Source organism: Microbacterium sp. NPDC019599 (assembly GCF_040632175.1).
Classification (GTDB): Bacteria; Actinomycetota; Actinomycetes; order Actinomycetales; family Microbacteriaceae; genus Microbacterium.
The window spans coordinates 1-24,297 of record NZ_JBEYBL010000013.1; the positions used below are offsets into that span (position 1 = coordinate 1).

The window sequence follows — 24,297 nt, forward strand, 5'->3', positions numbered from 1 at the left end:
CTCAGCCCCGCCGAGTTCGAAGACCTTCACACCGCCGCCGAAGTCGCGGCATGATCAACACACAAGAACCGTCCGGGAAACCGGGTCAGGCTCCCACTCCCTCAGCTCTGGCCGCGGCGACGGTGAATACTGTGCCAGTCAGTGATGCCGGCAGGGCATGGGCGCGTGTCATCCACCCAGCACACGCCACCGCGACGTAGCCGAACCACGCAGCTGCGTGGATGTGGACTGCGAAGAGCGAGTGTGTTCCTGGTGAGGAGACCTCAACCATGCCGTGTCACACGACACGTGGGTTGCGGCCGACCCGACCCGCGCGTTGTGTGACACGAATCTGCGCGTGTCGCAGAAAGTGCGCATTCCGGATGCCGCAACCCGCGCGTTGTGAGACACGGCATGGGATGCACGGACTGACGAGGACGCGGGTGGGCGCGGCTGCGAAAGGGATATGCAGGTCGGGCCGGCCACCGAGGACCGACGGGATGCCGCAACCCGCGGCATCCCGGACCCCTCAGTCGGCGAGGCCGAGGACGTCGAGCAGCCAGGCGAGCTCGAACGCCCGCTCGCGCCAGGCGTTGTAGCGGCCGGAGACGCCGCCGTGTCCGGCGACCATCTCGCACTTGAGCAGGGCGTCGGCGCCGACCTCGCGCAGGCGCGCGACCCACTTCGCCGGCTCGACGTAGAGCACGCGGGTGTCGTTGAGCGACGTGACGGCGAGGATGCGGGGGTAGACAGCATCCGTCCGCACGTTCTCGTACGGCGAGTACGACTTCATGTACGCGTAGACCTCGGCGTTGTGCAGCGGGTCGCCCCACTCGTCCCACTCGATGACCGTGAGCGGCAGCGAGGGGTCGAGGATCGTCGTCAAGGCGTCGACGAACGGGACGTCGGCGAGGATCCCGGCGAAGAGCTCGGGCGCGAGGTTCGCGACGGCACCCATCAGCAGCCCGCCGGCGGAGCCGCCCTCGGCTACGAGCAACCCGGGAGTCGTGTATCCGTTGTCGACGAGGTGCAGCGCGCAGTCGACGAAGTCGGTGAAGGTGTTGCGCTTGTTGAGGAGCTTGCCGTCCTCGTACCACTGCCGGCCCATCTCGCCGCCGCCCCGCACATGCGCGACGGCGAAGACGACGCCCCGGTCGAGCTCCGACAGCCGCGCGACCGAGAAGCCCGGCTCGATCGAGTGCTCGTACGACCCGTAGCCGTACAGGTGCACGGGGCGGGGCGCCGCCCCGGCGTCGCCGAACGACCGCTTCCACACGAGCGAGATCGGGATCTGGGTGCCGTCCTGCGCCGTCGCCCACACGCGCGCCTGCGAGTAGTCGGAGGGGTCGTAGCCTCCGAGCACCGGCTGGCGCTTGCGCAGCAGGAGCTCACCCGTCGCGAGCTCGTAGTCGTAGACAGTCCCCGGGGTGACGAACGACCCGTAGCCGAGCCGCAGCAGGGGAGGGGCCCACTCCGGGTTGCCGCCGCCGCCGACGGCGTAGAGCGGCTCGTCGAACTGGAGCTCGTCGACCGCGCCGGTGCCGTAGTCGAGCAGCCCGAGACGCGCGAGACCGCCTCGGCGGTAGGCGACGACACCCCAGTCCCGGAACGTCGACAGACCCAGCAGCCGCCTCCCGGGCTCGTGCGCGATGACGACCTCACGAGCACCGGAGGGGTCGGATGCTGCCACCCGCACCATCTCGAAGTCCAGGGCTCCGTCGTTGTGGACGATGTAGAGGACGTCCTCGCCGTCGACGACGGCGTGGTTCACCTCGTACTCGACGCCCTCGTTCCGCGGCCACACGACGCGCGCCTCGCCGCGCAGGTCGTCGGCATCCAGCAGCCATTCCTCGGACGTGATCGACGACCCGAGCCCGATGACCAGATAGCGGTCGCTGCGCGTGAAGCCGGCGCCGACCCAGTAGCGCTCGTCGGGCTCGTGGAAGAGCTTGGCGTCGTCCTCGACGGGCGTCCCCAGCTCGTGCAGCCACAGGGTGTCGGGACGCCAGGCGTCGTCGACGGTGCTGTAGACGATCGAGCGGCCGTCGGGGGAGAAGGTGGCTCCCGCGAAGGTGCCCTCGATGACGTCGGGCAGCTGCTCTCCCGAGGTGAGATCGCGCACGCGGATCGTGTAGCGCTCGTCACCCGCGACATCCACTCCGTAGAGCATGAGCCGGCCGTCCTTGGAGACCTCGAAGCTTCCCAGCGAGAAGAACTCGTGCCCTTCGGCCTCGACGTTGCCGTCCAGCAGGATCTGCTCGCCCGGGACCTCGATGTCGGGCGCGAGCTCGGGCGGCGTCCAGTCCTCGGGCGACGCGAGGGGGGCGCGGCACTGGATGCCGTACTGCTTGCCCTCGATCGTGCGGCCGTAGTACCACCAGTCGCCCTCGCGGCTCGGCACCGAGAGGTCGGTCTCGAGCGTGCGGCCCTTGATCTCGTCGAAGATGCGCTCGCGCAGCCCCGCGAGGTGGGCCGTGCGCGACTCGGTGTAGGCGTTCTCGGACTCCAGATGCGCGATGACCGCGGCGTCCTCCTTGGCCCGGAACCACTCGTACGGGTCGTCGAACGAGTCGCCGTGATGGCTCCGCGGGACAGGGTTCCGAGAGGCGGTGGGGGGAACGAAGGATGCCGTGCCCGGCGCGTCGTTGACAGTCACCTCTTCACGCTAGCCGAGGCGTCCACGCGCGGGCCCGCGACGGTTATCCGATTGGCGAAGGATGTGCGAGGATACCTCGTGGCTCGGTAAACGGAGCAAGAACCCTCGCTGAACTGTTCGTTCGCACGCCGATAGCGTCGGCACCCATTCTGATTCTCTCTACGGAAAGCGAACGGTGGAAACCGCAGCCCTGCTCGTGGTGCTGGTGATCGCACTGGCACTCTTCTTCGACTTCACCAACGGGTTCCACGACACCGCCAACGCGATGGCCACGCCGATCGCGACGGGGGCGCTGAAGCCCAAGGTGGCGGTCCTGCTCGCTGCGGTGCTCAATCTCGCGGGAGCGTTCCTGTCCACCGAGGTGGCCAAGACGATCTCGGGCGGAATCATCAACGAGGACCAGATATCCTCGACGATCTTCCCGGCGGTGATCTTCGCGGGCCTCATCGGCGCGATCACCTGGAACATGCTGACCTGGCTGCTCGGCCTCCCGTCGAGCTCGTCCCACGCGCTGTTCGGCGGCTTGATCGGCGCGACCATCGTGGGTGTCGGAGCATCCGCCGTCAACTTCAGCGTCGTGGTCTCGAAGGTCGTCCTGCCGGCCGTCATCGCGCCGCTCACGGCGGGCATCATCGCCTTCACGGCGACGAAGCTCGCCTACGTCATCACGCGCCGGTACGACAACAAGCCCGACGGGCGCGACGGGTTCCGCTGGGGTCAGATCTTCACCTCGTCCCTCGTCGCCCTCGCGCACGGCACGAACGACGCGCAGAAGACGATGGGCATCATCACGCTCCTGCTCATCACGGTGGGCTGGCAGACCAGCACCGAGCCGCAGACGTGGGTCATCTTCGCGTGCGCCATCACGATCGCGCTCGGCACCTACATGGGCGGCTGGCGCATCATCCGCACCCTCGGCAAGGGCCTCACCGAGGTCAAGCCGGCGCAGGGCTTCTCCGCCGAGGCGTCGACCGCCTCGACGATCCTCTCCTCGAGCGCCCTCGGCTTCGCCCTCTCGACGACGCAGGTCGCCTCCGGCTCCGTCATCGGCTCGGGTCTCGGCCGCCGCGGATCGAAGGTGCGCTGGCGCACGGTCGGCCGCATCATGATCGGCTGGCTGCTGACCCTCCCCGCCTCGGGCGCTGTCGGCGCTCTCGCCGCGCTCGTCGTCGTGTGGCTGGGCGGCTGGGGCATCCTCATCGATGCGATCCTCGCCGTCCTCATCATCGTCGGGCTCTTCCTCCGCTCGCGCCGAGACGAGGTCAATGCCGCGAACGCCATGAGCGAGGTCGCGGACTCCGGCATGGCCGTCAAGGTCAAGCGCAATCCTCCGCCGACCCGCCGCGCCCGCCGGCGTGAGCAGCAGCAGCGAGACAAGGAGGCCTCGAAGTGAGCATCACGATCGACTGGATCGCCTTCGTCCAGGTCTTCATCGCGGCGATGATCTCGGCCGTCCTCGTCGTCGGGTTCTACGCGCTCGGCCTCCGCCTCCTCGTCCGCGCGGGCCGATCACCCGTCGTCGCGCCCGCGGACTTCACCGACGCCATCGCAGTCGTGACCCCGAAGGAGCGCGCGCGCGCGGAGAAGGCCGCCGCGAAGGCGGCGAAGAAGAGCCCGCTCACGGACGGCCAGAAGCGCTCCGCGCTCGTCGCCGCCTACGCCTCATTCGGCGTGGCTGCCCTCGCCGTCCTCGGCGGCCTGCTGCTGATCATCTTCAACCACTGAGGACGGATGCCGGCGGCACAGCCGGCGCCGAGCCTCGCGAGAACGCGCCTGTGTCTCCACGGCGCGCCGTGTTGAGGACACGGGCGCGTTCTCGCGGAGACAGCACAGCCGGCACCTGGGCCGACGCGCCGGGATCCGGCCTTGTCGACAGCATCCCCCATCGGGCTGTTACCCGCGACGTCGAGCGCGTATCAGGCCGGTATCGGACCACTTGACGCGTAACGGCTCGCGTCTCACAGTGGCGTCATGGACCTCCGCGTTCTGGGGGCTTCGACACTCGACGAAGGAAGGGTCGCGCTCGCCCCACGTGACCGCCTCGTACTCGCCGCCCTCGCCGTCCGCATCGGGATGCCGGTCACGGCCGAGGCACTGGCCGCCGCGCTGTGGGGGGACGAGCCGCCGGCATCCTGGTCCACCGTGGTCCGTGGGTGCATCATGCGGCTGCGCGGGGTGATCGCACCCGCGCGCATCGAGACCACGTCCCTGGGGTACCGGCTCGCGACGGACAGCGTCGACCTCGACTCCGAGCGGTTCGAGCGACTCGTCGCGCGGGGCTCGCAGCTGCTCGAACTGGGCGAGCCGGACCGCGCCGTCCACGCGCTGTCCGAAGCCCTGTCCCTATGGCAGGGGGAGCCGTTCGCCGATCTGTCCGATTGGGAGCCCGCACGAATCGAATCGTCCCGGCTGGACGAGATACGTCTCGCCGCCGAGGAGTCGATCCTGGAGGCACGGCTCCAGTCCGGCGAGCTGCGGGAAGCAGCCGCGCAGGCGCGGGCGCGGGTGGCCGAGTCGCCCATGCGCGAGCGCCGCTGGGTCATCCTCGCCCTCGCGCAGTACCGCCAGGGGCGTCAGGCGGATGCGCTGGCCACCGTCCGCCACGGACGAGAGCTGCTGGCTACAGAGCTCGGCCTGGATCCGTGCACGGAGCTGGCGGCACTCGAGAAGGCGATCCTGCGGCAGGATCCCGAGCTGGAATGCGCCGCCGGATTCCGGGCCGCGAGCGCGGAGTGTCCGTACTTCGGCCTCCCGCCCGCCGGCGTCGACGACGGCGAGCGCTATTTCGGACGCGAGGAGGAACTCGACCATGCGCTGCAGGCGCTCGAACGACACGGCGTGCTCATCGTGTCGGGATCGTCAGGAGTCGGCAAGTCGTCGTTCGCGCGCGCCGGGATCGCGGCGCACTTCGCCGCTCGTGGCAGGCACGTGACGGTGCTCACGCCGGGCGAGCGCCCTCTGCAGGCGCTGCGCGAGATCGCAGAGCACGACAGCGAGTCGCTGCTGATCGTGGATCAGTGCGAACAGGCCTTCGCCAATGAGGATCCGGAGGAGATCAGGGGGTTCTTCGAGGAAATCGGGCGAATGGTGTTCCGAGGCAGCCTCATGATGGTCGTTCGCGCAGACCGCCTCGGCGATCTCACCGATCACGGCTTCGGCGGACTCATCCAGTCGCACCTGCTGATGCTGGGTCCGCTCGGCGACGAAGGGCTGCGCGCCGTCATCGAGAAGCCCGCTCGACAGGCGGGCCTCATCCTCGAGCCGGGCCTCGTGGAGGTCCTGATCCGCGACGCCGACGGGCGGAATCTGCCGCTGCTCTCGCACGCGCTGCACCAGGTCTGGGAGCGTCGCGAGGGCCGGGTGCTGAGCGTGGACGGCTACCGTGCGTCGGGCGAGATCGAGGGGGCGGTGGCTCAGACCGCCGAGGAGGTGTTCGCCGAGCTGTCCCAGGACGGTCGCAGGCAGTCACGCGACATCCTCCTCCGGCTCGTCGAGCCGTCGGACGGAGGGGGCGTGGTCTGCCAGCGCGTGGACCGCGCGTCCGTAGCCGTCGACGACGCGCACACGCGAGTCGTGGACCGGCTGGTGGACGCGCGCCTGATAACGAGCGACGAGGAGTCTTACCAGCTCGCGCACGAAGCAGTCGCGCGCGAATGGCCGCGCCTGCGGGACTGGCTCGCCGACGACGTCGAGGGTCAGCGCATCATGCGCCACCTCAACACCGCTGCACACGCCTGGGACGGCATGGGTCGACCGGACAGCGAACTCTACCGGGGCGCGCGGCTGAGCGCCGCGGTGCAGTGGCGGGAGTCGGCAGGATCAGTGCTCTCACCGCTGGAAGCTGCCTTCCTCGACGCCTCGATCGATCGAGAAGCGGCCGACCTCGCCGCGACGCAGCGTCAGCTGCAGCGCGAGATGCGCTCCGTGCGTCGTCTGCGGTGGCTCGCCGGAGCGACGGCTTCGCTCGCCGTGGTCGCAGTCGCCGCCGGTGCGGTCGCCACGGTTCAGGCCCAAGAGGCCGACGCGCGCGCGGTCGTCGACGATGCGCGCCGGGTCGCTGCGATCGCCGCCGCGGAGCCGCACTACGAGCGCGCGCTGCTGATCGCCGTCGAGGCCATCCGGCTCTGGGATGCTCCCGCGACCCGGACAGCGCTTCTGGATGTCATGGCGCGCAGTCCCCGAATCGTGAGCGTCACGCGCATGCCGGGCGATCAGGGCGTGCAGCAGATGTCCCTCGGCGCCGACGGCTCGACGGCCGTGGTCGTGGGCGAGGACATGAGCGCCCGTGTCCTCGACCTGGACAGGGGTGCTCAGATCCACCGGTACGCCCTCGGCGGGGACAGGGTGCTCGACGCCGTCGAGCTGCCGGGCGACCGGGTCGCCATCAGCGCCCTGACGGGAGTATGCGGGAACGACGGGTGGTGCGACACCACCTATCTGAACGCCTTCGAAGTCGACGAGCCTGTCTCCGCCGGCCTTCCCTTGGTGGACGGGTTCAGCTGGGAAGCCATCGACATCGAGCTCTCACCCGATCAGACGCTGGCCGCGGTCATCGCACCGCTCCCGTGGGTCGACGAGCCGGAGAACGTCGCGATCTGGCGGCTGGATGCCCCGGACTCGCCGATGCTGCTGGATCTGCCGCACGCCGGGTCGAACCCGGGACCAGGAAATTGGGCGCACGCGTATGGGCGCGTGCGGTTCTCACCGGACGGCTCGCTTCTGTACGCGAGCGGGTTCGGCGGGACAGCCGCCTTCGACACGCGGACCGGAGAACTCGTGGATGAGTTCGACGGGCAAGGACTTCTCGCCGTGAGCCCGGAGGGGGATTCGATCCTGTTGCGCGAGGGTCGCACGGCGGCGCGGATCGTCGATCTCGCCGACCCGGCGGCGCCCCGGATCCTGGAGATGCCCGCCGCCGTCATCGACGGTGCGTTCACCCCGGACGGCACGCAGGTGGTCACGACCGCGGGACACCACGCCTGGCTGTGGTCCGCCGAAACGGGAGACCTCCGGGAATCGCTGGACGGGCATGTGGGCGACGTCCGGTCGGTGGCCTTCACACCGACCGGTGAGCTCGTGACGGCGGGCACGGATGGAGCCCTCATCACCTGGGTGCTCGACGACTGGACCGCAGCGTTCCGCGATTGGATCACGGAGGGCAACGAGTTCCTGATGGAGCGCGATGAGCGGACGCTCGTGCTCGACAAACCCGACGGCAGCGCCGTGGGAATCTCGGCCGACCCCGACATGTGGCTCGAGCGGGCCTGCGACGTCGCCGGGCGCGGCCTCACCGAGGAGGAGTGGGCAACGCTGTTCGAGGACCGTCCGTACGACCCGGCCTGCACGACTGGCTCCGCAGCGACGGAGTAGAAGCGCCCGGCGCGATCGGCGCAGCGGCAGATTCAACCACGGAGGACGGATGCCGCCACCAAGCCGGCATCCGCCCTCGGCCCTGATCGGCCCACTCAGTCGCTGACGAACGTGATCGAGTCGAAGACGGCCTGCGCCTCCTCAGCGAGCGCCTCGGACGTCGGCGCGAATTCTCCGACCGTGAGGACGACCCGGTCCCCGTCGAGGTCCATCACCCGATAGGTCTCGCGCTCCGTCGGACGCGCGTACCACCGCGAGCAATCCGTCCGCGATTCCGAGTGGACACAGACGCGGTTGTCGGAGCAGGCGTCGATGACCACGTCGTCTTCGACGTTGATGGCGACCTCGACGCCGGCGTATCCATCCACGGCGATCGGCTGAGGAGGGGTGGTCGCCGTCGAGGCCTGCGCGGCGAGGGCCGCGACGAATCCGTCCACCGAGGGATCGACGTCGACCAGGGCGCCGCGCCACGTGCACCCGTCGGTCGGGACGGACGATGGCGCGAGGAAGGTGAGGAACGCCCCCTCTTCCCCCGCGACGCCGTTGATGAGCGCCCAGCCGTCGAGAGAATGCCATCCCTCGCCGACGGTGATCTCGAACGGGATGCCGAACCGCGAGACGACGTACGTGCCTGCGTCGAGCTCGCCGGCCTCCGGGAGCGACGCGCTGACGACGTCCTCAGGTGAAGCAGTCGTCGGCTCCTCCTCGGGAGCCGAGCAGGCGACGAGTCCGGCGGATAGCAGGAGCGCGAGACCGAGACGTCCGCCGCGTGATCCGCCGACACGAGTGGCGCCGAAGCGCCGGGATTGAATGGACATCGACATGCCCTTTCTCGTATGGAGCGGCGGAGATGCCGCTGGACCCATTCGAGAACCCGTCGGTATCGATCCGTCGTCGGGTCGTCGAGCGCCGGTAACGGTGCGGTATCGGCGCTCTTGACGAGGTCGACGGGCCGTTCCACAGTGTGCTCATGAACGTCTGCGTTCTGGGGGCGCTGACGATCGACGATGGTCGAGTCCCCCTCGCCCCGCGTGATCGAACCGTGCTCGCGGCGCTTGTCGCACGCGTCGGCGCGGCGGTATCGGTCGAGTCGCTCACGCGGGCGCTATGGGGCGACGAGGCACCCGCGTCGTGGTCGAAGATCGTCGCCGGCTGCATCGTGCGGCTGCGCAAGGTGATCAAGCCCGCCCGCATCGAGACGACGCCGCTCGGGTATCGGCTCGTGCCCGGGGATCTCGACATCGATGCCGAGAGCTTCGAGCAACAGGTCGCCCGTGGGACGGAGCTCCTCGATCTCGGCGAGCCCGACCGTGCCGCGCATGCGATCTCTCATGCGCTCGGCCTCTGGCGCGGCCAGGCCTTCGTGGAGCTGTCGGACTGGGAGCCTGCCCGGATCCTCTCGGATCGGCTCGAAGAGCGGCGGCTCGGCGCCGAGGAGCTGCTGCTCAAGGCGATGCTCGCGACGGGGGACCTCCAGGAGGCGGCCGCGCTCGCACGTGCGCGCGTCGCCGAGGCTCCGTTCCGAGAGCACCGATGGGCGATCCTCGCCCTCGCCCAGTACCGGCAGGGGCGGCAGTCGGAGGCTCTCGCCACTGTGCGCCGCGGGCGCGCGCTGCTCGCAGCAGAGCTGGGCCTCGATCCATGCGCCGAGCTTGCGGCGCTGGAGCAGGCCGTCCTCACTCAGGACCCGGCGCTGCTGTCCGGGAGTGTGCTCCACGCGCCGAGCACCGACTGTCCCTACTTCGGGCTCGCACCCGCCGGAATCGAGGATGCCGAGGACTACTTCGGGCGCGAGGTCGAGGTCGCCGAGGGGCTCCGCGCGCTCGACGAGCACGGCGTGATCGTCGTCGCAGGGCCGTCGGGCGTCGGCAAGTCCTCCTACGTGCGTGCGGGGCTCGGCGCCCAGCTGACGGCTCGCGGCCGCGAGGTCATCGTCGTCACGCCGGGCGCGCACCCCGTCCGGACCCTCGACGCGCTGCCCCCGATGCGATCGACGGACGTCCTCGTGGTCGATCAGTGCGAGCAGGCTCTCGTGTCGTGCGCCGACGAGGAGGAGCGGAGCGCGTTCTTCCGTCGCCTGGTCGAGCAGCTCTTCCGCGGACCGCTCATCGTCGCGATCCGGGCCGATCGTCTGGGAGACCTCGCGCTGCACGCCGAGTTCTCCGGGGTGCTGCGCAGTCACGTGACGATGCTGGGTCCGCTCTCGGAGGAGGGCATGCGGGCGGCGATCGAGGAGCCGGCGCGGCGCGCGGGGCTGCTCCTCGAGCCCGGGCTCGTCGATCTGCTCCTCCGGGAGGCGCATGGCGGGGCCCTGCCGCTTGTCTCGCATTCGCTTCGGCAGACCTGGCTGCGACGGGAAGGCCGCACGCTGACGGTCGACGGCTATCGGGAGTCGGGCGGCATCGAGGGTTCGGTGGCCCGGACGGCCGAGCAGCTCTACGTAGGATTGTCGGCCCACGATCAGAAGCTCGTCCGCGAGATCCTCCTGCGTCTCATCGAGTCGTCGCCCGGTGTCCCGCTCGTCGCCCGCAGCGTCCCGAGGGACCGTGTCGTGCTCGATGAGGCCCACGCCCGAGTCCTCGGCCAACTGGTCGAGGAGCGACTCCTGACGACCGACGACGGCTCCGTGGAGCTGTCGCACGAAGCTCTCACCCGCGCGTGGCCGCGACTGGCCGCATGGCTCGAAGAGGACGTGGACGGACAGCGGATCCTCTCGCATCTGGCCACCGCGGCGACGGCTTGGGACGGGATGAGTCGTCCAGACAGCGAGCTCTACCGTGGCGCACGTCTGTCGGCCGCCCTCGAATGGCGGGACTCGGCGGACATCGCCCTCACGCCCGTCGAGTCGGACTTCCTCGCAGCGTCGTCGGCACAGGAGGTCGAGAGCCTCGCGGACGCGCAGCGTCGACTCACGAGCGAGCGGCGCACCGTCCGGCGGCTTCGATGGCTTTCGAGCGCGGTTGCGGTCCTCGCGGTCGCGTCCCTCGCCGCGGGCGGCGTCGCGGCCGTGCAGGCGGGCGTCGCGGACGAGCGGGCGACAGTCGCCGAAGCGCGACGTGTCGCGGCGCTGGCGCGCGGCGAGCCCGCATTCGACCGCGCGCTCCTCCTCGCGCTCGAGGCCATCCGCATCTCCGACGCGACCGAGACGCGGCGTGAGCTGCTGCGGGTGCTGGAGCGCGGACCCCTCGCCGTCGGGATCGTTCGGGCACCGGATGACGTGAGGCTGACGCAGCTGAGCGCGACCCCGCAGGGAGAGCTCGCGACGACGATCGACAGCGAAGAGGATGTCGCGGTCTTCGACGTCGCCGAGGGCCTACGGGTGCTCGGGCTGAGCGAGGAGGGAACCTCCTTCCTCGCGTCGGAGCTCGCACCATCCGGCGACCGCGTCGCGGTGAGCTGGGCCAACAGCGAGTGCTGGGACGACGACTGCACCGAGGTAGGGCTGCGGATCCTGGACGTCACCGAGGACGCGACCCGGATGCCGAGAATGGCGGACGCCGCGGCTCCCGGCACGCGCTACACGGGGTTCCCGTATCCGATCGCGGACATCGCCTTCTCACCGGACGGCTCGCTCGTCGCGGCGATCGCCCCCGTCCCCTGGTATCGGGCGCCCGGCAACATCGCCGTGTGGAAGGTCGCCGACCCGTCGCACCCGATCCTTCTCGGCCTGGAGGAGGTAGGGAGCAACCCGACGATCACACCGGAGCTGCAGGTGTTCGGCACGGTGGAGTTCTCGCCGGACGGGACGCAGCTGCTCGCAAGCGGCTTCGGACCGATCTCGGTGTTCGATGTGGCGACGGCGAGGCCGATCGCCCGGATCGACGGCTCGGGGCTGCTCGCCGCGAGTGCGGACGGGCGCACGATCGCCGTCTCGCAGGGAGTGAACGGGGTCCGAGTCATCGACCTGGACGACCCGGACGCTTCGGGGAGCACGCTCTCGCACACGGCATCCGTCATGGCGGCCGCCTTCTCGCCGGATGGTTCGGAGTTGGCCACGGCGTCCTCGAACGGCGTCGCGACGATCTGGGACGCGAGGGCGGGCCGGCAGGTCCACGCACTTCGTGCTCACACCGGCGCGGTCAACGGTGTCGCCTTCCGCTCCGACGGTCGCCTGCTGACCGCCGGAGCAGATGGCACGATCATCGAATGGCAGCCGGACGGCGACTTCGCAGCCATCAGGGGCTCGTCGGCCGGCGCGGAATCGCTCGAGGAGCGGACTCTCGCGATCGAGCAGCCGGACGGATCGGCGGCCCTGGTGGTGGGCTCCCCGTCCGCGTGGGCCGAGCATGCATGCGATCTCGCGGGTCGCGCGCTCACACGCGAGGAATGGGCCGACGTATTCGGCGAGACCCGCTACGAACCGGCGTGTCGTGGACCATCGGATGCTGTGCGCCCGGGCTGACCGAGGACGCAGCATCCGATCACGCTCCTCCGTTCGCGCTCAGTCGCTGACGAACGTGATGGAGTCGAAGACGGCCTGGGCCTCGTCCGTGAGCGACGGATCGACGGGCTGGAACTCCCCCACCGCGAACATCGTCAGCTGTCCCTCCAGGTCGATGATCCGCTCAGTCTCCTGCTCGGTGACCTCCGAGTACACTCGCCCGCAGTCGGAGTCGCCGACATTCGCGAAGAGGCAGATGTGGTCGACCGTGCATTCCGTGATGTCCACGTCCTCTTCGACGGAGTACTGGAATTCGAGGCCGACATACTCGCCCATCGTGATCTCGACGGGTGACGTGGTCTCGGTGGAGGTCTGAGCCGCCATCGCGGCCGCGTAGGCCTCGGGTGTCGGCTCGATCTCGACGAGCGTGCCCCGCCATGCGCAGCCATCCGTCGCGACGCGGTCGGGCTCCAGGAAGTTGACGAAGACCTCCCATTCCTCGGCGTTCGCCTTCAGGACACCCCATCCGAAGGACTCCCATCCATCCGGAACGGTGATCTCGAACGGGACGGCGTAGCCCGTGACGAGATAGGTGCCCGGTTCGAGTTCGCCGCTCGAGGGCAGCGGGATCGCCTCCGAGGGTTCGTCAGGCGGCGCCCCGGCCGACCCCTGAACCGCGGTGCAGCCGACGACGCCGCCCGCGGCCAGGAGCGCAGCGGCGAGTGCGAGCCGACTCATCCAGCCGGAGTGTTGACGATTCGTGGACATGACTTGTCCTCTCTTGTTCTGCGGGCAGCGTCGCGCTGCTCGTCTCATTCGAGGACCGCCGGTTATCAGGCCGATACCGGACCCCGCGGCACCGTTATCAGCCCGATATCAGTGGCCTTGACGCATATCTGGTTGGGTCTCACCATGGCGTCATGGACCTCGCCGTACTGGGGGTGCTGACTCTCGACGGTGGCCGGATCGCCCCCGCTCCTCGCGACCGCCTCGTCCTCGGGGCGCTTGCCGCAAGGGTCGGCAAGCCCGTGGCGATGGAGTCGCTCGCCGGTGTGCTGTGGGGAGAGGACCTGCCCCCCTCGTGGTCGAAGGTCGTGCCGGGCTGCATCATGCGGCTGCGCCGCCTCCTGCCTGCCGGCGCGATCGAGACCACGGCGCTCGGCTACCGGCTCGAGCCGGATGCCGTCGCCCTGGATGCCGCCGCATTCGAGCGGCTCGTCGCGCGGGGCGGGCAGCTGCTCGAGCTCGGCGAGCCCGATCGCGCGTCCCACGCGCTCTCGGAAGCCCTCGCACTATGGCGAGGCCAGCCGTTCGCCGAGCTGGCCGACTGGGAGCCCGCCCTCATCGAGTCGTTCCGGCTGGACGAGATCCGTCTGGCCGCGGAGGAATCCCTGCTTGAGGCGCGGCTGCAGTCCGGTGACCTGCTCGACGCGGCAGCCGAAGCGCGCGCCCGCGTCGCAGAGTCGCCGATGCGCGAGAGGCGCTGGGTCATCCTCGGCCTCGCCCAGTACCGGCAAGGGCGTCAAGCCGACGCTCTGGCGACGATCCGTCACGGGCGTGAGCTGCTCGCCACCGAGCTGGGCCTGGATCCCTGCGCGGAGCTCGCGGCGCTCGAGCAGGCGATCCTCCGCCAGGATCCGGCGCTGCAGTCGGCTGCGGTCTTCCACGCGGCGAGCGCAGAGTGTCCGTACTTCGGCCTTCCGCCCGCGGGCGTCGATGACGGGGAGCGCTACTTCGGTCGCGAGGAGGAGCTCGCCCGGGCGCTGCACGGTCTCGAGCGTCACGGCGTGCTCGTCGTCTCGGGCTCGTCGGGTGTCGGCAAGTCGTCGTTCGTTCGTGCCGGGATCGCCGCCCACTTCGCCGCACACGGCAGGCGGTTCACGGTCGTCACGCCCGGAGAGCATCCCGTCCAGACAGTTCGAGAGATCCCGGCCCACGATCGGGAGTCGCTGCTGATCGTCGACCAGTGCGAGCAGGCCTTTGCCAACGACGACCCGGATGAGACACGAGGGTTCTTCGATGAGATCGGCCGGATGCTGTTCCGCGGTCCACTTGTGATGGCGATCCGTGCCGATCGGCTCGGCGACCTCGCGGACCACCACGGCTTCGCGGGGCTGATCCAGGACCATCTGCTCATGCTGGGTCCGCTGTCCGACGAGGGGCTGCGTGCCGTCATCGAGAAGCCGGCCGAACAGGCCGGCCTCATCCTCGAACCCGGACTCGTCGAGATCCTCGTCCGCGACGCGGACGGGCGGAGTCTGCCGCTCCTGTCACACGCGCTCCTCCAGATCTGGGAGCGGCGTGAGGGGCGGGTGCTGAGCGTCGACGGCTATCGCGCCTCGGGTGAGATCGACGGCGCGGTCGCTCAGACAGCCGAGGAGGTCTTCGCAGGACTCTCCGAAGACGGCGCGCGACAGGCGCGCGACATCCTGCTCCGTCTCGTCGAGGCGTCTCCGGGCGGGGGAGTGATCTGCCAGAGGGTCGACCGCGCGTCGATCGCCGTCGATGATGGGCACGCGCGCGTGGCGGAGAGGCTCGTCGACGCTCGTCTGATGACGAGCGATGAGGGGTCGCTCGAGCTGGCGCACGAAGCGGTCGCCCGAGAGTGGCCGCGGCTGCGGGAATGGCTCGCGGACGATGTCGAGGGTCAGCGGATCCTGCATCACCTCACGTCTTCGGCGAACTCGTGGGACGCCATGGGGCGGCCCGACAGCGAGCTTTACCGGGGTCCTCGACTGAGCGCCGCGGCGCAATGGCGGGAATCGACGCGACCCGTGCTGGCAGCCACGGAGGCCGCTTTTCTGGATGCCGCGGTCGAACGGGAAGCGGCCGACGCGGCGGCGACGCAGCGCCAGCTGCAGCAGGAGCGTCGCACGGTCAGGCGCCTGCGCCGGCTGGCCGGCGCCACGGCCTCGCTCGCCGTCATCGCCCTCGCCGCCGGCGCGGTCGCGGCGGTCCAGGCCGGCGCAGCCAACGAGCGAGCCGTCATCGATGACGCACGACGGGTCGCCGCCGTCGCCGTGTCGGAGCCTGTGTACGAGCGCGCGCTGCTCCTCGCAGTCGAGTCCATCCGGATGTGGGACGCACCGGCGACGCGCACCGCTCTCCTGGATGTCATGGGCCGCAGCCCCCGGATCGTGAGCGTGACGCGGACGCCTGGCGACGTCGGCATCCAGCAGATGTCCCTCGCGCCGGACGGAACGACGGCTGCCGTCGTCGACATGGAGTCGGCAGGCGCCCGGATCATGGATCTCGATCGACGCACACAGGTCGCGGCGTACGCTCCGGGGGGCTACAGGGTGATCGACGCTGCCGCAGCGCCCGACGGCCGGCTCGCGGTCAGTGTGTGGGAGGACTGCGACGAGGGCGACCCGGGGTGCGAGCCTCCCTTGGTGCGCGCGCTGGACCCCGGCGAAGCCGGACGCCAGGAGATCCTCTACGGCGGCCTCGAGATGGTGATCGACTTCGAGTACTCGCCCGATCGCTCACTGGCGGCGGCCGTCAGGCCGCTTCCCTACATCGGCGGACCCGACAACATCGCGATCTGGAGGGTGGAGACGCCGGACGCGCCGATGCTGCTCGACCTCCCGCACGCGGGGACCAACCCCGGAGCCGCCAACTGGGCGAACGCCTTCGGGCGAGTGCGATTCTCGCCCGACGGCACGCGACTCTATGCGAGCGGGTACGGGCCCACCGCCGTCTTCGACACGCGGACCGGCGCGCTCCTCGGCGAGCTCCAAGGCGAGGGCATCCTCGCTGTGAGCCCCGACGGTGAGTCGGTCCTCGTCCGCGAGGGCCGCACGGCTGTGCGAATCCTCGACCTGGACGACCCCAGCCGTTCGCACGTGCTGGAGATGCCCACCTTCGTGTTCGACGGCGCATTCCGTCCTGACGGCACAGAGGTGGTCACGACCGCGGCGGACCGCGTCTGGGTTTGGCAGGAAGCCACGGGGGCGCTGCGGCAGACGTTGGCGGGGCATTCCGACAATGTCACGAGCGTGGCCTTCCGCTCCGAGGACGAGCTCGTGACGGCGGGCGCCGACGGGGCGATCATCACGTGGAGGCTCGACGACTGGAGTGCGTCGTTCCGCGATTGGCAACGCGAAGGCGACGCGGTTCAAGTGCCGCGTGATGAGCGCACTCTCGTGTCCGTCCTCCCCGACGGCGAGTTCAGCGGCATCTCCGCCGACCCCGAGATCTGGCTCGAGCGCGCCTGCGACATCGCCGGCCGCGATCTCACGCAAGAGGAGTGGGCGACGGTGTTCGAGGACCGCCCCTACGACCCCGCGTGCACCGAGGGTGTTCCAGCGGTCGCGCAATAGCCGCCCCAGGCATCCTCCTCCGCTGCGGTCAGCCGCTAACAGGCCGATGTCAGGATGGGGCGCGGTGATAACAGCCTGATATCGGGCCACTTGACGCATATCGGGACCGAGATCACAGTGACGTCATGAACGTCGGCGTGCTGGGGGCACTGACATTGGATGATGGCCGGGTCGTCCCGGCTCCGCGCGATCGCCTGGTGCTCGGCGCCCTGGCGACGCAGATCGGCAGGACAGTCCCGCTCGAGACCATCGCCGCTGCGCTGTGGGGTGATGGCCTGCCGCCCACCTGGGCGAAGGTGATCCCCGGCTGCATCATGCGCCTGCGACGCGAACTGCCGCCGACGGCGATCGAGACGACCTCACGCGGCTACCGGCTCGTGCCCGAAAGAGTCGAGCTGGATGCTGGGCGCTTCGAGCGGCTGACCGAGCGCGGCGCGGAGCTCCTCGAGCTCGGCGAACCAGACCGGGCGGTCCACGCCTTCTCGGAGGCGCTGGTGCTCTGGCGAGGACAGCCTTTCGCCGAGCTGCAGGACTGGGAGCCGGCCCGGATCGAGTCGACTCGGCTCGACGAGATCCGCCTCGCCGCGGAGGAGTCGCTGCTCGAGGCCCTTCTGGACTCGGGGAACCTCGTCGACGCGGCCGCCGGGGCGCGCGCGAGAGTCGCCGAGGCGCCCATGCGCGAACGCCGCTGGGTCATCCTGGGACTCGTCCAGTACCGCCAGGGCCGACAGGCGGAGGCGCTGGAGGCAATCCGCCGTGGGCGCGCGTTCCTGGCGCACGAGCTGGGCCTCGATCCCTGCCCCGAGCTCGCGTCACTCGAGCAGGCGATCCTGGTGCAGGACCCGTCCCTGGACTCGGGAGCGCCGTTCCGAGCATCCAGCGCCGAGTGCCCGTACTTCGGGCTCCCGCCCGCCGGCATCGAGGACGGGGAGCGCTTCTTCGGCCGCGAAGCGGATCTGGACAGGGCGGTGCAAGAGCTGGAGGAACGCGGCGTCCTCATCGTGTCCGGATCCTCCGGTGTCGGAAAGTCGTCCTTCGTCCGAGCCGGAATCGCCTCCCGCTTCACCGCCCGCGGCCGACGAGTCGTCATCGTCACGCCGGGCGAGCGCCCGGTCGAGACCCTCCGCGACGTCGGAGCGCAGGAGCACGAGTCCCTTCTGATCATCGACCAGTGCGAACAGGCCTTCGCTCACGACGACCCGGATGAGATCCGGCTGTTCTTCGAGGAAGTCGGGCGCGCGGTATTCCAGGGGACGGTCGTCATCACCATCAGGGCGGACCGGCTCGGAGACCTCGCCGACAATCAGGGTTTCGCCGGACTCATCCAGTCGCACTTGCTGATGCTCGGCCCGCTGCCGGCCGAGGGGCTGCGCGCCGTCATCGAGAAGCCCGCGCAGCATGCCGGGCTCATCCTCGAGCCGGGCCTCGTCGAGGTGCTCGCGCGGGACGCCGACGGGAGGAATCTCCCGTTGCTCTCCCATGCGCTGCGCCAGGCGTGGCAGCGCCGCGAAGGTCGCGTGCTGACTGTCGACGGCTACCACGCGTCGGGAGGGATCGAAGGCGCCGTGGCCCAGACCGCGGAGGAAGTCTTCTCGGCGCTGTCGGATCAAGGCGCTCGGATCGCGCGCGATATCCTGCTGCGGCTCGTCGAGCCTTCGGACGGCGCGGGAGTGATCTGCCAGCGCGTGGATCGCTCCTCGATCGCGATCGACGATGCGCACGCGCGCGTGGTCGAGCGGCTCGTAGATGCGCGCCTTGTCACAAGTGACGCGGATTCCTACCAGCTGGCGCATGAAGCCGTCGCGCGCGAGTGGCCGCGGCTGCGGGAGTGGCTGGCCGATGATGTCGAAGGTCAGCGGATCATGCGGCATCTTCACGCCGCAGCGCAGGCCTGGGATTCGATGGAGCGCCCCGACAGCGAGCTGTACCGCGGGGGACGACTCAGCGCCGCGGTCCAATGGCGGAATACCGGGAGGCCGGTTCTGCCGGCGGTGGAGGCCGCGTTCCTGGACGCGTCCGTCGAGCTGGAAGCGGCTGACATCGCGACGACCCGGCTGCAGCTGAAGCGCGAACGGCGATCGGTGACGCGGCTGCGCTGGCTTGCCGGGGCCACGGCGACGCTCGCGGTGGTGGCGCTGGCGGCGGGCACGGTTGCAGCCGTCCAGACCGAAGCAGGCAACCGCCAGGCGGTGATCGACGATGCCCGCCGGGTCGCCGCTCTCGCCGGGGAGGAACACGTGTACGAGCGTGCGCTTCTGCTGGCTGCGGACGCGATCCAGCTCTGGGATTCGCCGACAACCAGGAGGGCCCTGCTGGATGTCATGGGCCGGGGGCCGCGCATCGTGAGCGTGGTGAGGTTGAGCGACGGCAGCGGCATCGAGGCGATGCGGCTCGCGGACGACGCCACCGCGCTGGTCATCGACGACGAGATCAGCGCGAGGGTGATCGACCTCGATCAGCGGGCTCAGGTCGCCTGGGCCCGGGCCGGCGAGGGAATCGTCCTGGACGCCGCCCAGGGCCCGGGCGGACGGATCGCGCTCAGCGTCCTGAGGGAGGGCTGCTGGCCCGTGAGCGCGTGCCATGCGCCCGACCTGCGCACGCTCGACAGGGGCGGCGCCCTAGCCGGTGAGCTGACCTTTCCCATGTTCGGCGCCCAAGCTCTTGACATCGAGTACTCGCCGGATCGGTCGTTGGGAGCTGTCATCGCGCCGCTGCCGCAGACCGCAGACGGGGACAACATCATGGTCTGGCACGTGGAATCCCCTGACAAGCCGCTCAGGCTGCACCTTCCGCATGCGGGGACCAATCCCGGGTCTCCCAGCTGGGCGAACTCGTTCGGGCGAGTGCGGTTCTCGGCCGATGGCACGAGGCTCTACGCGAGTGGATTCGGGCCCACCGCCGTGTACGACACGACAACGGGCGCGCTCCTCGATGAGGTCGACGGGGACGGGCTCCTCGCCGTCAGTCCGGACGGGCGATCCCTCCTGCTGCGCGAGGGGCGTCGGGCTGCCCGCATCGTCGATATCGCGGATCCCGGTCGCTCCTGGCTTCTCGAGATGCCGGCCGCGGTGTGGGACGGCGCTTTCAGCCCCGACGGCACACGTGTGGCCACCGCGGCGGGCGATCAAGCCTGGGTGTGGAGTGCAGAAGGCGGCGACCTCGAAGAGGTTCTCGCAGGGCATCGCGACGTCGTGCGCGCCGTGGGGTTCCGCTCGGATAGCGAGGTCGTGACGGCGAGTATGGACGGTGCGCTGTTCACCTGGGTTCTCGGTGACTGGACCGAGTCATTTCGTGATTGGCTGCGCCCTGGCGGCGATCCGCTCCAGCCTCGGGATGATCGAACCCTCTTCGCGGACCTGCCCGACGGGAGCGCAATCGCGATCTCGGCCGACCCCGAGATCTGGCTGCAGCGCGCGTGCGTCATCGCCGGTCGCGTCACGACGGAGCAGGAATGGCAGGCGGTCTTCGGCGACCGTCCGTACGACCCCGCGTGCACCCAGAGCGTCCAGACCGTCGCGCAATAGACTCGCCGCATGGAGCCCGTGCAGTTCGGACAGTATCCACCCGCACGACGCACGATCCTCCACGTGAGCGACACCCACCTGCTCGCCGGCAATCCGCCGCTCGCCGGCCGCTACGACACGGCCGCGAATCTCGCCAGGACGCTCGAGGCGATCGAGCGCACCGGCGTGCGACCGGACGCCATCGTGTTCACCGGCGACCTCACCGACCTCGGCGAGCCGGAGGCGTACGCCGCCCTCAGGGCTGCCGTCGAGCCGGTCGCAGAGCGGCTCGGTGCTCCCCTCGTGTGGGTCTCGGGCAACCACGACGAGCGGCCCGCGCTGCACAGCGCATTGCTGGGAGAAGAGCCCACCGAGGAGCCCGTGACCGGGGTCTGGGACCTCGGCGGGCTCCGCCTCGTCGCTCTGGACACGTCGGTGCCCGGCTGGCACCACGGCGACCTCGACGAGGGGCAGCTCGCATGGCTTCGCGGGGTCCTCGCGACTCCCGCGCCGCTCGGGACGCTGCTGGCGATGCACCATCCGCCGCTGCCGAGCCACCTGCCGCTCTTCGACATCCTCGAGCTCCGCGATCAGCCGAGGCTCGCCGAGATCGTCCGCGGCAGCGATGTGCGCGGCATCCTGGCCGGTCATCTGCACTACTCGACGAGCGGCACCTTCGCCGGCATCCCGGTCAGCGTCGCGGCGGCCACGTGCTACACGATGAACCTCACGCGTCCCGCGGTGGAGGTCAACGGCATGGACGCGGGCCAGTCGTTCCACCTCGTGCACGTCTACGACCAGACGATCACGCACGCCGTCGTCCCCGTCGTGGATGCCCCGACCGGCGACTACTTCTCGGCCGAGTGGGTGGAGCGGATGTCGCTCCTCACGCCCGAGGAGCGGCTCGAGGAGTTCTCGCGCAAGCGCCGCTCCTGACAGCCGACCTGTACACGGCGGCGATCGAACAGCGGGATCTGTCCACGATGGCGAGCAACCGGACAACGTCCCGAAGGTAGGCTCGAAGCATCCCCTTCACACCGCCGTGACTACCCACGAGGACTGCACCACATGGCTCAGGACGCAACGCCGCGCACCCGCATCGAGACCGACTCACTGGGATCCATGGAGATCCCCGCCGACGCCTACTGGGGCATTCACACGGCGCGCGCTCTCGACAACTTCCCGATCTCGCGCCGGCCCATCTCGGTTTACGCCGACCTCGTGAAGGCCCTCGCGATGGTCAAGCAGGCCTCGGCGCGCGCGAACAAGGAGATCGGCGTCCTGGACGCCGAGCGCGCCGACCTCATCGACCGCGCCGCTCAGCTGGTCATCGACGGCCAGTTCCACGACCAGTTCGTCGTGGGGGTCATCCAGGGCGGCGCCGGCACGTCGACGAACATGAACGCGAACGAGGTCATCACCAACATCGCGCTCGAGCTCGCCGGCCGAGAGAAGGGCGACTACGCGTACCTCTCGCCGATCGATCACACCAACCGCAGCCAGTCGACCAACGACGTCTACCCGACGGCGATCAAGGTCGGCCTGAGCCTCGACCTCAAGTCGCTGCTCGAGGAGCTCGACCTCCTCCGCCGGTCCTTCCTCGCGAAGGCCGTCGAATTCCACGACGTCCTCAAGATCGGGCGGACGCAGCTCCAGGATGCCGTCCCCATGACGCTCGGCCAGGAGTTCCACGGCTTCGCCACGACGCTCGGCTACGACCACCAGCGTCTCAAGGAGAACGCGTACCTCCTGTATGAGGTCAACATGGGCGCGACCGCGATCGGGACGGGCATCACGACGCACCGCGACTACGCGGCTGCCGTCGTGCGCCATCTGCGCGGCATCACGGGCCTCGACCTGGCCACCGCCGACGACCTCGTCGAGTCCACGAGCGACACGGGCTCGTTCATGTCGTTCTCGGCATCGCTCAAGCGCAACGCGATCAAGCTGTCGAAGATCTGCAGCGACCTGAGACTGCTGTCGTCCGGGCCGCAGGCCGGATTCGGCGAGATCAACCTCCCCGCGCAGCAGGCCGGGTCGAGCATCATGCCCGGCAAGGTGAATCCCGTCATCCCCGAGGTCGTCAACCAGGTCGCGTTCGCCGTCGCGGGCGCCGACCTCACCGTCACGATGGCCGTCGAGGGCGGACAGCTGCAGCTCAACGCCTTCGAGCCGGTCATCGCGCACTCGATCTTCCAGTCGATCACCTGGATGCGCCGCGCCATGCGGACGCTGCGCGTCAACTGCGTCGACGGCATCACTGCCAATCGCGAGCGGCTGGGCGCGATGGTCGGGTCGTCCGTCGGCGTCATCACGGCCCTCACGCCCTTCATCGGCTACTCCGCAGCCGCGGCGCTGGCCAAGACCGCGCTTCTCACGGGGCACAGCGTCGCCGACCTCGTCGTCGAGGCGGGGCTGATGTCGCGCGAAGAAGTGACGAAGCAGCTGTCGCCTGCGCGCCTTTCGGGTCTCGAGTCGATCACGGAGGCGATCCCGATCGTGCGCGACGAGACTCCCGTCGACATCGACGCGGCCGAGACGGATGCCGAGCCCGCCGCCGAGCGAGTCGACCACGTCTGATCACCCGCGGCGGCGGAGTCGGTGTGCGCGCCGGTCGCGGTGTCGCTAGGTTCGAGAGCATCCCTTTCCGACCTGGAGGCTTGCACATGACCACTCCGCCGCCCGACGGCACCCAGCCGCCGCCCTACAGCCCGCCCCCGGCCTACGGCCAGCAGCCCGCGGGCTCGCCCTATGGGTCGTACAACGCCGCTCCGCCGCCGACTCCGCAGTACTCCGCTCCGCCGCCGTCGCAGCCGGGCCGGGTCCTCGGCATCGTCGCCTTCGTCCTGTCGTTCTTCACGGGCCTCATCGCGCTGGTCCTCGGCATCGTGGCCCTCGTGCAGAGCAAGAAGGCCGGTCAGAAGAACGGGTGGGCCGTCGCCGCCATCATCATCAGCAGCGTGTTCACGATCATCGGCATCATCGTCGCGATCTTCGTCGTCATCGCTCTGGGCGCGGCCGCAGGGCAGTTGACGCAGGAGATCCTGCGGCAGTGCCAGGAGCTCGGCCCCGGCGTCTGGGAGATCGGCGGCGTCTCCGTCGACTGCTCCGAGGTCCTCAACGGATAGCAGCAGCGCGCTTCACGAAGCGGCGGGCGCCCCCACGGCGCTCGCCGCTTCGTCGTGTCAGTCGAGGATGCGGCAGTGCGTCGTGAGCTGGCCGATCCCGTCGATCCCCACCGTCACGGTCGACCGATCGCGCAGGAACACCTGCGGGTCGCGAGAGTAGCCGGCGCCGCCGGGGCTGCCCGTCGAGATGAGCGTGCCGGGCAGGAGCGTCGCCGAGCGCGACACCTGCGAGATGAGCGTCGCGACCGACCTCACCATCTGATTGGTCGAGGCATCCTGAAGCGTGTGGCCGTCGAGCACCGTCCAGATGTGCAGGTCCTGCGGATCGGGCACCTCGTCGGCCGTCACGACGTACGGACCCGTCGGCGTGAAGCCGTCGAACGATTTGCAGCGCGACCACTGCGCCTCGGAGTACTGGATATCGCGGGCCGTGATGTCGTTGACCACCGTGTAGCCCCATACGTGCGACAGGCCCTCTTCGGGCGAGACGTCTTTCGCGGGGCGGCCGATGATGACGCCGAGCTCGGCCTCGTAGTCGACGGACTCGCTCAGCGACCGTGGCCAGCTGATCGTGTCGTCGTGCGCTCCGAGCGAGTTGGGCCAGAGGACGAAGACGGTCGGCGTCGAGTCGGTCTTGAGCCCCAGCTCGCTCGAGTGCGCGGCGTAGTTCAGGCCGATCGCCAGGATGACGGGCGGGCTCAGGACGGCCGAGGCGAAGGAGAGGGCGGCGACCGGAAGTCCCGGCCCCGCGTGGGCGGCAGCATCCCTTACCCGCTCGAGCAGCTCGTCGCCTCCTGCGATGAGCTCCTCGAGGAATCGGGGAGCTCCGGCGAACAGATCTGCGACGATGAGGGCCTCTTCGCCGCGGATGACGGCGAGGCGCGGTTCGTCGGACCCCGGTGGGGTCACGTGGGCGAAGCGCATCCTTCCACGCTACATGCGCGCCGTCCGTAGGCTG

13 protein-coding genes are annotated in these 24,297 nt (G+C 69.8%); 9 read left to right on the top strand and 4 right to left on the bottom strand.

Features of this window, described 5'->3' with window-relative positions:
• Nucleotides 1-508: 508 nt before the first annotated feature.
• Nucleotides 509-2,635, bottom strand: coding sequence for a S9 family peptidase (locus tag ABZ477_RS17850; protein ID WP_360135947.1), 2,127 nt, complete (start codon nucleotides 2,633-2,635; stop codon nucleotides 509-511).
• 175 nt (nucleotides 2,636-2,810) lie between these two features.
• Between ABZ477_RS17850 and ABZ477_RS17855 the strand changes: the two genes are divergently transcribed.
• The 3 genes from ABZ477_RS17855 to ABZ477_RS17865 all read left to right on the top strand — a co-directional run bounded on the left by ABZ477_RS17855 (nucleotide 2,811) and on the right by ABZ477_RS17865 (nucleotide 8,005).
• Nucleotides 2,811-4,028: an inorganic phosphate transporter gene (locus tag ABZ477_RS17855; protein WP_360135949.1), complete on the top strand. Its 1,218-nt coding sequence runs from the start codon at nucleotides 2,811-2,813 to the stop codon at nucleotides 4,026-4,028.
• Nucleotides 4,025-4,360, top strand: a complete 336-nt coding sequence (locus ABZ477_RS17860) for a peptidase (protein ID WP_360135951.1) — start codon at nucleotides 4,025-4,027, stop codon at nucleotides 4,358-4,360. Before ABZ477_RS17855 ends, ABZ477_RS17860 begins: the two co-directional genes overlap by 4 nt.
• A gap of 246 nt (nucleotides 4,361-4,606) precedes the next feature.
• Complete coding sequence (locus ABZ477_RS17865; RefSeq protein ID WP_360135953.1) at nucleotides 4,607-8,005, top strand: BTAD domain-containing putative transcriptional regulator; 3,399 nt, start codon at nucleotides 4,607-4,609, stop codon at nucleotides 8,003-8,005.
• Nucleotides 8,006-8,100: 95 nt separating this feature from the next.
• Here the strand turns inward: ABZ477_RS17865 and ABZ477_RS17870 are convergent, their stop codons facing one another.
• Nucleotides 8,101-8,823 carry a hypothetical protein gene (locus tag ABZ477_RS17870; protein WP_360135955.1) on the bottom strand — a complete coding sequence of 241 codons (723 nt, stop codon included), beginning with the start codon at nucleotides 8,821-8,823 and terminating at the stop codon, nucleotides 8,101-8,103.
• 152 nt (nucleotides 8,824-8,975) lie between these two features.
• Here ABZ477_RS17870 and ABZ477_RS17875 point away from each other — a divergent pair, with 152 nt between their 5' ends.
• A complete protein-coding gene (locus tag ABZ477_RS17875) occupies nucleotides 8,976-12,407 on the top strand; it encodes a BTAD domain-containing putative transcriptional regulator (protein WP_360135957.1) in 3,432 nt (1,143 codons plus the stop codon).
• Between the two features lie 39 nt (nucleotides 12,408-12,446).
• On the opposite strand, the gene ABZ477_RS17880 is transcribed toward ABZ477_RS17875, so the two are convergent.
• Nucleotides 12,447-13,124 (bottom strand): hypothetical protein, encoded by a 678-nt coding sequence (locus tag ABZ477_RS17880; protein WP_360135959.1) that lies wholly within the window; start codon nucleotides 13,122-13,124, stop codon nucleotides 12,447-12,449.
• 182 nt (nucleotides 13,125-13,306) lie between these two features.
• Here ABZ477_RS17880 and ABZ477_RS17885 point away from each other — a divergent pair, with 182 nt between their 5' ends.
• The 5 genes from ABZ477_RS17885 (at nucleotide 13,307) to ABZ477_RS17905 (ending at nucleotide 23,339) form a co-directional block, all read left to right on the top strand.
• Nucleotides 13,307-16,708, top strand: a complete 3,402-nt coding sequence (locus tag ABZ477_RS17885; RefSeq protein WP_360135961.1) for a BTAD domain-containing putative transcriptional regulator — start codon at nucleotides 13,307-13,309, stop codon at nucleotides 16,706-16,708.
• A 125-nt stretch (nucleotides 16,709-16,833) separates the two neighbouring features.
• Nucleotides 16,834-20,232, top strand: a complete 3,399-nt coding sequence (locus tag ABZ477_RS17890; RefSeq protein WP_360135963.1) for a BTAD domain-containing putative transcriptional regulator — start codon at nucleotides 16,834-16,836, stop codon at nucleotides 20,230-20,232.
• 9 nt (nucleotides 20,233-20,241) lie between these two features.
• Nucleotides 20,242-21,147, top strand: coding sequence for a phosphodiesterase (locus ABZ477_RS17895; RefSeq protein WP_360135965.1), 906 nt, complete (start codon nucleotides 20,242-20,244; stop codon nucleotides 21,145-21,147).
• 132 nt (nucleotides 21,148-21,279) lie between these two features.
• Complete coding sequence (locus tag ABZ477_RS17900; protein WP_360135967.1) at nucleotides 21,280-22,791, top strand: aspartate ammonia-lyase; 1,512 nt, start codon at nucleotides 21,280-21,282, stop codon at nucleotides 22,789-22,791.
• Between the two features lie 86 nt (nucleotides 22,792-22,877).
• Nucleotides 22,878-23,339, top strand: coding sequence for a DUF4190 domain-containing protein (locus ABZ477_RS17905; protein WP_360135969.1), 462 nt, complete (start codon nucleotides 22,878-22,880; stop codon nucleotides 23,337-23,339).
• 57 nt (nucleotides 23,340-23,396) lie between these two features.
• Here ABZ477_RS17905 and ABZ477_RS17910 read toward each other — a convergent pair whose 3' ends face one another.
• Entirely contained in the window at nucleotides 23,397-24,263 is an 867-nt protein-coding gene (locus ABZ477_RS17910) for a fumarylacetoacetate hydrolase family protein (protein WP_360135971.1), read from the bottom strand.
• Nucleotides 24,264-24,297: the final 34 nt, after the last annotated feature.

Excerpts from the sequence above, each read along its gene's own strand:
- ABZ477_RS17865 (WP_360135953.1), top strand. The coding sequence starts at position 4,607 with ATGGACCTCCGCGTTCTGGGGGCTTCGACACTCGACGAAGGAAGGGTC.
- ABZ477_RS17870 (WP_360135955.1), bottom strand. The coding sequence starts at position 8,823 with ATGTCCATTCAATCCCGGCGCTTCGGCGCCACTCGTGTCGGCGGATCA.
- ABZ477_RS17875 (WP_360135957.1), top strand. The coding sequence starts at position 8,976 with ATGAACGTCTGCGTTCTGGGGGCGCTGACGATCGACGATGGTCGAGTC.
- ABZ477_RS17880 (WP_360135959.1), bottom strand. The coding sequence starts at position 13,124 with ATGAGTCGGCTCGCACTCGCCGCTGCGCTCCTGGCCGCGGGCGGCGTC.
- ABZ477_RS17885 (WP_360135961.1), top strand. The coding sequence starts at position 13,307 with ATGGACCTCGCCGTACTGGGGGTGCTGACTCTCGACGGTGGCCGGATC.
- ABZ477_RS17890 (WP_360135963.1), top strand. The coding sequence starts at position 16,834 with ATGAACGTCGGCGTGCTGGGGGCACTGACATTGGATGATGGCCGGGTC.
- ABZ477_RS17895 (WP_360135965.1), top strand. The coding sequence starts at position 20,242 with ATGGAGCCCGTGCAGTTCGGACAGTATCCACCCGCACGACGCACGATC.
- ABZ477_RS17900 (WP_360135967.1), top strand. The coding sequence starts at position 21,280 with ATGGCTCAGGACGCAACGCCGCGCACCCGCATCGAGACCGACTCACTG.
- ABZ477_RS17905 (WP_360135969.1), top strand. The coding sequence starts at position 22,878 with ATGACCACTCCGCCGCCCGACGGCACCCAGCCGCCGCCCTACAGCCCG.
- ABZ477_RS17910 (WP_360135971.1), bottom strand. The coding sequence starts at position 24,263 with ATGCGCTTCGCCCACGTGACCCCACCGGGGTCCGACGAACCGCGCCTC.